The organism is Marinobacter manganoxydans MnI7-9 (assembly GCF_000235625.1).
GTDB lineage: Bacteria > Pseudomonadota > Gammaproteobacteria > Pseudomonadales > Oleiphilaceae > Marinobacter > Marinobacter manganoxydans.
Genome location: NZ_AGTR01000041.1, coordinates 39,153 through 50,176, shown reverse-complemented (window position 1 = coordinate 50,176; position 11,024 = coordinate 39,153). Strand labels below are relative to the sequence as shown.

The window sequence follows — 11,024 nt, the reverse complement described above, 5'->3', positions numbered from 1 at the left end:
GTTGTCGCTTCCGGTATTCGCATAACTGTAATTGACCGAGCGCCCGTCACTGGTCGAAATCGACTCAATGTAGGTGATGCTGAACGCATTGGTGTTGTAGTCAATGGTCATCCAGTTGCCGTTGGCATCCTCGATGCGGGTCGCGTAGATCTTCAGGCCCTCAGAGTCGTTGGCCCGGTAATCCATGGTGTAGGTGGTGCCATCCGGTGACTTCACGATCACATCGTTGTTGCCGTTGCAATTAGCACTCCACCACTGTTTGGTGATTAGCTCAGGGCCGTGTTGATCCGCGAGTACCAGCAACTGGCGGCTACCGTCGGCCAGCTCCAGAGAGGGGTTGTCGAGCACATCCACTGAAAACAGGTTCTGACTGCAAACCTTATCAGCGTTGCTGTCTGAAACGGCAATGCGGCCAAAATGCATGCTCCAACCATAGCCATAAGGGCTGTAGGGCAAAAAGGCGTCTTGAGGGTTGTTGTAAATTCGATTGATGCGGATATCGAAGCCACCATTACCGGGCACGACGAGATCCGTATAGCTCAGTTGCAGTTGACCAGAGAATGGGTCGATCTCTTCCCCAAAATTCTGGTTGATGGTTTCCTTGAACGGATTCAGTCCAGGCTCTTCGTAATAATCCCGGATGTTGGCCTGGGCAGCTGATGCAAGCGCAGTACTTGCGATCAGACAAGACAAAACCTGAGTGCGGAATGACATGAGTCACCTCCTTGTGTTTTGGGCTTATTCACAAAAAAGCGTCCGTCGTGACGGGCGCGAGCTTCAGGAGTTCGGGTTGGCGATGACGGCTCGCGCTTTGATCTTTGGCGCTTTGCGTTTCTCAATAGACTTGTCAGGCGCTGTTGCTCTTGCTGACGAAGCCGGCAGCGGAACCTTTGGTTGCTTTGATCTCTCGTTTGTCACCGACTGTCGGGACTGAACTGAAGATGGATCTGCCTGTCGGGCGTTGACTGCCCCGGAGAACTGCTCAATGGATGATGCGCGGTCAGGCACTGCGTGCGGCCTATCGGCGAGGACGGCAGGCGAGATGAGCGTGAAGCAAACAAAAATAAGGGATGTGCGAGTCATAAAACCGCTCCTTGGAGAACTGGTTAATTCCTGTTCAATCCAAGCTAGACCACGATTAGTTTGCCATGCAAGCAAGCTTACAAAACAACACATCTTTAACGTATCGAAACATTTTGCTATTTGTTGACACGTTGTTTTTCTGACGGAAAACCCTAATCAGCGGTGCAACTGAAACAGGGATGTTTACAAGTGACGCCTACCCTTACAAAGACGAACTCTCTGACCTGGTGCGCCGAGTGGTTCCGGGCTAGATGCTCGGGCTCCCCCGGCCCGACTCAATGGGGGAACGGGGTGGTTCGCCTGGACAACAGGAATTGATCGATTTTTAAGCGTTTGTGGCCAAAAATGAGCGGTCATGGCGGTAATCTGCCCCGTCTGCGAGACTTGATGGGGCCTCAAGAGAAATACGGGCTAGCATTCCGGCTCTCTCATAGGCGGAATGTTTTTGAGCGGGTGGTTTTGGTGCTTGCTATAAATGTGCCATATCAAGGAGTATTTTTGATGTCTAACCTAACTTCTTAGTGATAAATCAATTAACTATGCCTTTCGGGTGAGCACTAATTAACGAATCCAATTTGCTCAAAACGTAAGAGCAACGAACACGGACGATGCTGTCGTGAACTTCCTTTTGATGTTTAAGGGGTTGCGCATTAATGAATCCGCCTTCAATTCTCGCGCTCCCGAGTATTCCCTTGGCCTCGCGAAGCTTTTCGACGGCAGCACATACGATGGTCTCCAGGGTTTTGTCATTATCAGTCTTACCTAAGTCGCATCTTGCAAGCAGGAAACTGAATGATTCGCTTCCCTTGCGTTCTGCGTCCAAAATAACAAAGAGGCTGTTTCGGTACTCGAAACGAACTGCCAGAATGAGTCTCTTGTTATCACGATCCGGCATCTGTAACCAACGCTCAGAGCATGTGCTCGGAGGGAATTGCTGTAAGGTTATGCCATTGATGGCTAATTCCGAAGGGAAGTAATTGACTGGCCTCAACCCATGAATTTCTCCATCAACTTCAAGACTATTCAACGTGGCCATCAGAGCAACCAAGCTCTCAGCATCTTCTCGCTCGAGATCGGTCTTGGACTCGACCGATGCCGACCCTGCTTCGCCATTTTTTGATTCAATCTGGTTTGTTGTTTTCTCTCCAGAGTCAATAATAAAATCATGCTTTTGGACGCGCCTAATCAATGATGGGTCCGGATGCCCCGTGCGCTCAAGCTTTATGATGGGCGGAGCGCCAGTGTCGTCAAACAGTGCGCCTTCGTATCTTGCAGCAACCTGCCCAGCCCTTGGGTTGGTATCTGGCGTAATAGTCTTAGATTCCGTGTCGCCATCTGCAACCGCCTCATAACTGGGTGCTATCTGTATCTCGGAATCATCGCAGGGCAGAGGCTTATCTCCTCCAGTTTTGGCTAGAGAGTTGCCATCATTCTCCCGTTCCAAAATGCAGTAAGGAAGTTCCGGTGGGTGCGGATGCCGTTCGATCGAAGTTAAAAAGATAACACATGGCATTTCTTCACAGTCATTATCTACTGCCTTGAGCGTTCCCTTGAGGCCCTTGCCTTTAACTGGCCTTACCTTATTCGGATAGGGATGACCAAAACGAAGCCAACAAGGTCTGGAGCGACCATCGGAAACAGACGCCCGAATGGATTGTGCCGCATAAAGCGCGTTGCGTTGAGCTAAATCACCCGTTCCTTCGGATGCTAGTTTTATCGATGTGTACAGCGGAGCGAATCTGTCGGGAACTTTGGTTCTCGGCACTAGGGCCAACACCTCATCAACCTCTGGAAGTAACGGATGGTCGACCTTTACTCTTGGAACCATTCCGGTTCGATCACTCACAACCAGCCTGTTTTCTAAGTCCTGAAAAGTAGGCATCAAGAAGGTGTGGGCAAGGTAATCTGATTGGCCATACATATACCGGTACCACTCAGCGGCAGCGGCTACGACCCAACAATCCGGAGCTGTTGCTCTGAAGACGACTACTGGGGCGTCGGCTAGTGGTTTCAAACTTTTTGCAGCCAACCTCAGCGACTCGAAATAGCCGAAAGGATCGTTCTCGACCGTGAAGGCGTCCAGAAACTGGCTCAGCGTGCGTTCCTGCTTGTGTGCTTCTTGACCAGTCCGAATATCCAGACTGAAGGACTGATGAACATCAGCCTCCGTCCTTACTCCATCCTCAAAAACGGTGCCTGGCGTAATTAATGGAAGATCTCCCAAACCTGCCTTTGCATACCTAAAGCCTATGTCAGAGGTAGATCCTTCTTCAGGAATTTTTCCGAGAGGTACGTAGTAAGTGTGCTCAGGAATTGGGGCGGTGCCAAGCTGGACGTAGCCGCCAAACAGAACCCGCCATTTTCCAGAAGGAAAGTGTTTGATTTTTGGTGACATAGATTAGGCCGATGCGAACAAGGTCTACACCAGTCTAATCTATTCATAAATATTCTAAACTATTCGTGTTTCTTACAGCCGCCGCCCACCAGGGCCACCGCTGAAGCGGTATGATGGGGCGCCCGGAAAGGCGGCTGGCGCCAGCCCCCGGCCCGAATCGGCAGCCCGGCCACCGAATGCACGCTGGCGACTTCCATGGCGGAGCCATCATCCAGCCCCGGAAGAATGCCGGGCAAACGACTGGCCAGCATACTCTTGCCGGTTCCCGGTGGGCCGAAGAACAGCAGATTGTGGCTGCCTGCCGCAGCCACTTCCAGTGCACGGCGGGGAACTCGCTGACCACGGACATCCGACAGGTCCGGCACTTCCCTGTTGCTGCCCGGCGCCTGTTCCAGCGAGGACCTGGGCACCGGCACCAGGCGGGCGCGGCCACTCAGGTGCTCGCACACGGCCAGCAGGTGGCCGGAAGCCAGAACGTCACCCTGGCTGGCCAGGGCCGCCTCCTCGGCATTGCCCTGGGGAACCAGCAGGTTTCGTTGCTCCTGCCGGGCGGCTAATACCGCCGGCAGCACGCCTTTAAGCGGCCTCAATGCACCATCAAGGGACAATTCGCCGAGAAATTCGCAGTCCGAAAGGCTCTCGGCCGGAATCTGGCCCGAGGCCGCCAGAATGCCCAGGGCAATAGGCAGATCAAAGCGACCACCCTCTTTGGGCAAGTCGGCAGGGGCAAGATTAATGGTGATTCTCCGGGCGGGGAACTCGAACCCGGCGTTCAGAAGGGCACTGCGAACACGCTCTTTGCTCTCCCTTACACCGGTTTCCGGCAGCCCCACAATCGAGAGCGCAGGCAAGCCGCCTGAGAGATGGACTTCAACGGTAACGGCGGGCGCCGACACGCCAATGGTGGCGCGGGAATGAACGATAGCAAGCATGACAACCTTCCATGGTAATGACCGGAACTGCTTGCCCGGCGTCCTGCCGGGCGTGTCCGTGGTTTACTGTTTTGGCAGGGAATTTTCCAGTTCGGCTACCCGCTTCTCGAGTGCGTCCACCTTTTCACGGGTCTTCAGCAGGACCGCCTGCTGGGCGTCGAACTCTTCCCTCGTTACCAACTCCAGGCGGGACAGGACGGACATCACGGTGGCCCGGGCCTGGGTTTCAAAATCTTCCCGTGCAGCGCGGGCCATGTCCGGTACAAACTGGCCAAACTGGCCCTGCAGCTGAGCAAAAATATCCTGTGGACCTTTCACACATCACCTCACACATTTCTGAAATATCCGGCTTCGACTAAAAGAGAGGGCCTGTTACCGGTTTGCAGGAGTGTATCACACCGCAGCCCCTGCCATACTGTAGGCGGTCGGCCCTATAATAGCGGTCGAACGGTCAGGCAGCCCGCTCCAATTTGGCTCACTGGCCGGCTACCCGCTTCATTTTGGTGCACAACTTTGCGCCATTCTGGTACGCGGATATCGTAGCCTGTTGTTTTAAATATATTTTTTTGCGTTGGCATACCCGATGCTAAAGCTCTCGTACGCAATCCGCACGATTGGTGTGCGAGGTGGCAGCATCCCGAGCTCAACAACCGGCCGACGGGCCCTCACTGTTGAGACGGCTTTACCAAGGAGAAAGCAATGAAACTTGTGACAGCGATCATCAAGCCTTTCAAATTGGACGATGTCCGTGAGGCATTATCCGAGATTGGCGTTCAAGGCGTAACCGTCACTGAAGTCAAAGGCTTCGGTCGGCAAAAAGGCCACACAGAACTCTATCGTGGCGCGGAATACGTGGTGGATTTCCTGCCCAAGGTGAAGGTGGAAGTTGCTATCGGCGACAACCTTCTGGACCAAGTTATCGAGTCCATCACCAAGGCGGCCAACACCGGCAAGATCGGTGACGGCAAGATCTTCGTGACTGAACTGGCTCAAGCCATCCGGATCCGGACTGGCGAAACCGGCGAAGAAGCGGTCTGAACCAGCTCTGATTTTTCGATCAGCCAACGCAAAAAAATTTATAACCTGAAAAGCCTCGTGCGGAGGGCTTCATATGGAAAGCAATCTTAATCACATTTTTGAACTCCAGTATGCGCTGGATACCTTTTACTTCCTGATTTGCGGTGCCCTGGTCATGTGGATGGCCGCTGGCTTTGCCATGCTGGAAGCCGGCCTGGTGCGTGCCAAGAACACCACTGAAATCCTGACCAAGAACGTGGCCCTGTTTGCGGTCGCCTGTACCATGTACCTGATTGTCGGCTACGACATCATGTACGACGGCGGTATCTTCCTGAGCGGTGTAACAACCGTTGCCGAGATGGACGACGCAGCGATCGCGGGCGTTATTGCAGCCTCCACTGAAGCCGGCTTCGGCGACATGGGCGAATACAGTGGCGCTTCTGACTTCTTCTTCCAGGTTGTTTTCGTTGCAACCGCCATGTCCATCGTTTCCGGCGCCGTGGCTGAGCGCATGAAGCTCTGGGCCTTCCTGGCTTTCGCCATCGTTATGTGTGGCTTCATCTACCCGATGCAGGGTTCCTGGACCTGGAACGGCGACGCGGTATTCGGCATGTACGAGCTGAGCTACAGCGACTACGCCGGTTCCGGTATCGTTCACATGGCAGGCGCAGCAGCGGCCCTGGCAGGCGTTCTTCTCCTCGGTGCCCGTAAAGGCAAGTACGGCGCCAAAGGCGAAATCCGTGCCTTCCCGGGCGCCAACCTGCCCCTGGCAACGCTTGGTACCTTCATCCTCTGGATGGGCTGGTTCGGCTTTAACGGCGGCTCCACCCTGAAGCTGGGTGGCATCGGTGTCGCCAACGAAGTTGCCAACGTGTTCCTGAACACCAACGCAGCTGCAGCCGGTGGCCTGATTGCCGCCCTGATCGTGGCACGCCTGATGTTCGGCAAAGCGGACCTGACCATGGCCCTGAACGGTGCCCTGGCTGGCCTGGTTGCCATCACTGCAGAGCCGGCGGATCCTTCTCCCCTGCTGGCCACCATCATCGGCGCCATTGGCGGCACCCTGGTTGTCTTCTCCATCGTAACCATGGACAAGCTGCGCATTGACGACCCGGTCGGTGCCATCTCTGTCCACGGCGTGGTGGGTATCTGGGGTATCTTCGCGGTTCTCCTGTCCGACGCAGACGCTACCTTCATGGGTCAGCTGGTCGGCATGCTCACCATCTTCATCTGGGTGTTCGTCACCAGCCTGATCGTCTGGGGCATCCTGAAAGCCGTCATGGGCATCAGGGTTTCCGAGGAAGACGAGTACGAAGGTGTGGATCTGTCCGAGTGCGGCATGGAAGCCTATCCGGAGTTTGTCAGCGGCAAGCAGTAATCGTTGACACGAGCAACGAAAAAGGGCGCCATCTGGCGCCCTTTTTTTGTCTGCTTTGTCTGCCCGCTTTCCCCTTAACCTTCTTCCGGACGGACCTCATCTTCCAGTGCATCCACCATGAACTGGGGCATCGCCAGGGCACCGTGATGAACCCCGGAATTATAGTATCGGGTCACGAACGGCCGGTTGTTGGCATCTTCCTCGCGGAAGTATTTGATCGGGTTTTCCTTGCTGGCCATGGTGCAGCTCCACCAGCCGGTGGGGTAGACCGGTTGCGGGAATGGCATGGTCTGCACATGCTCGAATCCGGCCTTACGCATGTCCTCGTGAATGCCCTTGATGATGCTGTCGGTGTGCAGCAGCGGTGATTCGCTCTGCTGGACAATAATGCCGCCTTCTCGAAGCGCCAACATGGCATCCCGGTAAAAATCCAGGGCAAACAGGCCTTCGGCCGGGCCGACAGGATCGGTGCTGTCGATAATAATGAGGTCGACACTGTTCGGCTCAATGTCCCGCATCCACTGGATACCATCTCCGAAGAAGAAATTGGCGCGCGGGTCACTGTTCGCTTCGCAAAGCTCCGGAAAATATTTTTCCGACATGCGGGTTACCCGCTCGTCGATTTCCACCTGCCAGGCTTCCTCAACGCCCGGATGCTTGAGCACCTCTTTCAGGGTGCCACAGTCACCGCCGCCGACAATCACCACCTTTTTGGGGTCCCGGTGGGTGAACAGGGCCGGATGGGTCATCATTTCGTGGTACAGGAAGTTATCGCGGGTGGTCAGCATCACGCAGCCATCCAGAACCATCAGGTTGCCAAAGGTCTCGGTCTCGTAGATTTCCAGTTTCTGGAACGGCGTCTGTTCCTCATGGAGCTTCTTTTTCACCTGCAGGGAGAACGCGGTTCCCTGATCCTGGAATACCTCGGTAAACCAGCCGTCATTGAGTGCTGTCATGTCTTGCCTCCCGCTGTGGGCCATGGGCTGAATTGAAAGGGCGTATTGTAGGGATGCCCTACCGTGAGCTAAAGCGATAATCGCGGTGAAACGCCATGTATTTTCCGCAGCCGATGCTTTTAGCCGGGGATGGGAATCCATACAATGGCGGCCAGTGTTTCCTGACAGGATAGCAAGCATGAGCGAAGCCAGCGCCACACCGGCCCACAAGGTCTACAACATTGCCCACTGGAGCGATGGCTACATTGGTGTCAATGATAAGGGCCAGGTGCTCATCCGCCCGGATCGTGGCCACAGCCCGGCCCGCATCAATCTGCCCGAACTGACCCGGACGCTGACCGAGTCCGGGGTCCAGTTGCCGGTACTTGTGCGCTTCGTTGACATCCTGCACGACCGCGTTAACAAACTCTGCAATGCCTTCAACAAGGTTGCAGAGGAGCACGCCTACCAGGGCGGCTACACGGCGGTTTACCCCATCAAGGTCAATCAGCAGCGCCGCGTGGTCGAAGAGCTGCTGGCTGCCGAGCCCGCCGCCTCCAACGGCCAGATCGGGCTTGAAGCAGGCAGCAAGCCAGAGCTGATGGCGGTGCTGGCAATGTCCCAGCAACCCGGATCGGTGATTGTCTGCAATGGTTACAAGGACCGGGAGTACATCCGTCTGGCCCTGATTGGGCAGACTCTCGGCCACCGGGTGTTCATCGTGGTCGAGAAAAAATCGGAACTGCCACTCATCCTGGAAGAGGCAAAAAGCCTGGGCGTTTCACCGCTGATCGGAGTTCGGGCCCGGCTGGCCACCATCGGCAAAGGCAACTGGCAGAACACAGGTGGTGAAAAGTCGAAATTCGGACTGTCTGCCAGCCAGGTCCTGGATGTCGTCGACACCCTGCGCGAGGCGGGTGCCCTGGACACCCTGCAACTTTTGCACTTCCATCTTGGCTCCCAGATTGCCAACATCCGTGACATCCAGACCGGTCTCCGGGAATGTGCACGCTTCTACAGCGAGTTGCGCCAGATGGGGGCCCCAATTGGCACGGTGGACATCGGCGGTGGCCTGGGCGTGGATTACGAGGGCACTCGCTCACGCAGTAGCTGCTCCATGAACTACAGCGTTTACGAATATGCCTACAATGTCGTGCATGTTTTGCAGGCAGAGTGTGATCGCCACGGTACGCCTCACCCGGATCTGATCAGCGAATCCGGCAGAGCCCTGACCGCGCATCACTCCGTGCTTGTGACCAACGTGATCGACCACGAAGCACCGGAAAACCGGACACCGCAACAACCGGGGGCCACCGCCTCTGCGCCGCTGCACGATCTCTGGCGCGACCTTGAAAGCCTGCAGGACACAAACACCCCCCGCTCACTGGCTGAGATCTACCATGACGTACTCCACGCCATGGCCGATGTTCACGCCCAGTTCGCCCACGGCGTTCTGTCGCTCCAGGAGCGGGCGGATGCTGAAACTCTGTACACCCGCTGCTGCCGACTGCTCCGGGATCAGCTGGACAGCAGCAACCGGGCTCACCGGGAAATTATCGACGAACTCAATGAGAAACTGGCGGAAAAACTCTTCGTTAATTTTTCCCTGTTCCAGTCACTGCCCGATGTCTGGGGCATTGATCAGATCTTCCCGGTTATGCCGATCAACGGCCTGGATCGCCCCCTGAACCGGCGGGCAGTTATCCAGGACATTACCTGCGATTCAGACGGGCGTATCGACCGCTACGTCGATGGCCAGGGCACCGAAACAACCCTGCCCTTACCCGAAGAACGGTCGGGCGAGCCTTTGCTGATGGGCTTTTTCATGACCGGCGCGTATCAGGAAATTCTTGGCGATATGCACAACCTGTTCGGCGACACCCATTCCGTGGATGTCCGCCTGACGCCAGAAGGCGGTTACGAGATCAGCGCCCCCATCACCGGGGACACCGTCGCCAAGGTGTTGCGCTATGTGAACTTTGAACCCGAGGCCCTGATGGAGGCCTACAGGGGCAAGTTTGCCGCCTCCGCCCTGGCAGCGGAAACCCAGGCCGCGCTTATGGCAGAGCTGGCCGCCGGCCTGGATGGTTATACCTACCTCGAGGAATAGTTCTCGTCAGAGTTACTGATGCTCCCGACGCCAGGCACTGGGAGAAACGCCTTCCCACTTGCGGAAGGCACGGCCAAAGTTGGAGGGGTCACTGTAGCCCAGAGCGTCGGCCATCTCATCAATGCTCAGCTCATTGCGGCGCAGCAGTTCAAGGGCTCGGCGGTGGCGAATGGAATCCTGCAATTGCTGGAATCGCACCCCTTCGGAGGCCAACTGTCTGCGCAGCGTCCTGGTGGACATTTTCAGGTGTTCCGCCACATCCTCCAGGGCCGGTAACCGCTGGCTTCGCCCCGTCTCGAGCAGGCGCACCACCCGGTCCGAAACCGACGTGGAACCCTCTATGAATCGCATTTCCTCCTGACACTGGGCTTCGGCAATCCGACGGGTCACCGGATTCGACAGTGACATGGGGGAGTCGAGAAAAACCCGTTTGAACCGCAGCTGGTTCACGCCACTGCCAAACGCAATCTGGCTTCCAAACAGCTGTCTATAGGCCGAGAGATCGTCAGGCTCAGGAAAATCCAGCAGGCATCGCCCGCCATCCAGTAGCCGATGGCCGAAAAGCAGGAGATTCACATCCATCAGTGACGCCATCACCACATCAACATTGAACCGGTACAGGTCCTCAATGCTGTGCGCCAGGTCCAGCTGGATCACGGCCTCATGTTCCTCCACGAAGAACGAAAGGCTCATGTAGACAAAGCGGATCTGGAAATATTTGATCAGTACCGTAAGCGCCTGCTCAAGGGTATCGCAACTAATGGCTGCCTGGGCCAGCGAGCCGTGGGTCGTAAACTTCAGCCGCTTTCCAAACTCAAGCCCGAGGGCTGGATCACCACTCTGGACAAGCGTTTCGCGACACAGGGCACTGAACTGCTCGACAGTAATGAAATTGTCCGGATGACCAAGCATGGATGGGCGAATACCGGAAGCCGACAATAGCCGGGACCGCTGCAGGCCACGGTCCTCCGCCAACTGGCAGAGGATATCCGCATAGTGCGCCCGGATAACGGGCAGGTTTCCGGTAAAGCCGGGAGCATTCATGGAGGTGTTTGTCGTCCGGAGTCGATTTATTGCTCAGACTAGACCGCTCTGCCGATTCCGGCAATCACCTGCGAGACGATCAAAAACCGTCGCTGGTGCCAGCTTTCTGTGTTTTTTTCCACACAGGCTG

The 11,024-nt window shown here is 55.9% G+C and carries 8 protein-coding genes and 2 pseudogenes; 4 read left to right on the top strand and 6 right to left on the bottom strand.

Annotated elements, in window-relative coordinates; translation table 11 throughout:
- Positions 1-714 (bottom strand): annotated as a pseudogene (locus KYE_RS11085) (hypothetical protein); the annotation flags it as partial.
- On the opposite strand from KYE_RS11085, the gene KYE_RS11080 reads away from it, so the two are divergent.
- On the top strand, positions 713-934 hold the full coding sequence (locus KYE_RS11080; protein ID WP_008173276.1) for a hypothetical protein: 222 nt from the start codon (positions 713-715) through the stop codon (positions 932-934). The pseudogene KYE_RS11085 and the gene KYE_RS11080 sit on opposite strands and share 2 nt — an antisense overlap.
- A gap of 678 nt (positions 935-1,612) precedes the next feature.
- On the opposite strand, the gene KYE_RS11075 is transcribed toward KYE_RS11080, so the two are convergent.
- The 3 genes and pseudogenes from KYE_RS11075 to KYE_RS11065 all read right to left on the bottom strand — a co-directional run bounded on the left by KYE_RS11075 (position 1,613) and on the right by KYE_RS11065 (position 4,728).
- Complete coding sequence (locus tag KYE_RS11075; protein ID WP_008173274.1) at positions 1,613-3,478, bottom strand: hypothetical protein; 1,866 nt, start codon at positions 3,476-3,478, stop codon at positions 1,613-1,615.
- A 71-nt stretch (positions 3,479-3,549) separates the two neighbouring features.
- Positions 3,550-4,410, bottom strand: a pseudogene (locus tag KYE_RS11070) (YifB family Mg chelatase-like AAA ATPase); the annotation flags it as partial.
- A gap of 63 nt (positions 4,411-4,473) precedes the next feature.
- A complete protein-coding gene (locus tag KYE_RS11065; RefSeq protein WP_008173270.1) occupies positions 4,474-4,728 on the bottom strand; it encodes an accessory factor UbiK family protein in 255 nt (84 codons plus the stop codon).
- A 381-nt stretch (positions 4,729-5,109) separates the two neighbouring features.
- On the opposite strand from KYE_RS11065, the gene glnK reads away from it, so the two are divergent.
- Both glnK and KYE_RS11055 read left to right on the top strand, forming a co-directional pair.
- Positions 5,110-5,448 (top strand): P-II family nitrogen regulator, encoded by a 339-nt coding sequence (gene glnK, locus KYE_RS11060; RefSeq protein ID WP_008173268.1) that lies wholly within the window; start codon positions 5,110-5,112, stop codon positions 5,446-5,448.
- Positions 5,449-5,521: 73 nt separating this feature from the next.
- Positions 5,522-6,805, top strand: coding sequence for an ammonium transporter (locus KYE_RS11055; RefSeq protein WP_008173267.1), 1,284 nt, complete (start codon positions 5,522-5,524; stop codon positions 6,803-6,805).
- A 74-nt stretch (positions 6,806-6,879) separates the two neighbouring features.
- Here KYE_RS11055 and speE read toward each other — a convergent pair whose 3' ends face one another.
- A complete protein-coding gene (gene speE / locus KYE_RS11050) occupies positions 6,880-7,761 on the bottom strand; it encodes a polyamine aminopropyltransferase (RefSeq protein WP_008173265.1) in 882 nt (293 codons plus the stop codon).
- Positions 7,762-7,939: 178 nt separating this feature from the next.
- Here speE and speA point away from each other — a divergent pair, with 178 nt between their 5' ends.
- On the top strand, positions 7,940-9,850 hold the full coding sequence (speA, locus tag KYE_RS11045) for a biosynthetic arginine decarboxylase (RefSeq protein ID WP_008173263.1): 1,911 nt from the start codon (positions 7,940-7,942) through the stop codon (positions 9,848-9,850).
- Positions 9,851-9,862: 12 nt separating this feature from the next.
- Here speA and KYE_RS11040 read toward each other — a convergent pair whose 3' ends face one another.
- Positions 9,863-10,894 (bottom strand): AraC family transcriptional regulator, encoded by a 1,032-nt coding sequence (locus KYE_RS11040; RefSeq protein ID WP_008173262.1) that lies wholly within the window; start codon positions 10,892-10,894, stop codon positions 9,863-9,865.
- Positions 10,895-11,024 lie beyond the last annotated feature (130 nt).

What these genes read in the sequence shown, in the direction of transcription:
- glnK (WP_008173268.1), top strand. Translation starts at nt 5,110, where the DNA reads ATGAAACTTGTGACAGCGATCATCAAGCCTTTCAAATTGGACGATGTC.
- KYE_RS11080 (WP_008173276.1), top strand. Translation starts at nt 713, where the DNA reads ATGAGTCACCTCCTTGTGTTTTGGGCTTATTCACAAAAAAGCGTCCGT.
- speA (WP_008173263.1), top strand. Translation starts at nt 7,940, where the DNA reads ATGAGCGAAGCCAGCGCCACACCGGCCCACAAGGTCTACAACATTGCC.
- KYE_RS11055 (WP_008173267.1), top strand. Translation starts at nt 5,522, where the DNA reads ATGGAAAGCAATCTTAATCACATTTTTGAACTCCAGTATGCGCTGGAT.
- KYE_RS11040 (WP_008173262.1), bottom strand. Translation starts at nt 10,894, where the DNA reads ATGAATGCTCCCGGCTTTACCGGAAACCTGCCCGTTATCCGGGCGCAC.
- KYE_RS11075 (WP_008173274.1), bottom strand. Translation starts at nt 3,478, where the DNA reads ATGTCACCAAAAATCAAACACTTTCCTTCTGGAAAATGGCGGGTTCTG.
- speE (WP_008173265.1), bottom strand. Translation starts at nt 7,761, where the DNA reads ATGACAGCACTCAATGACGGCTGGTTTACCGAGGTATTCCAGGATCAG.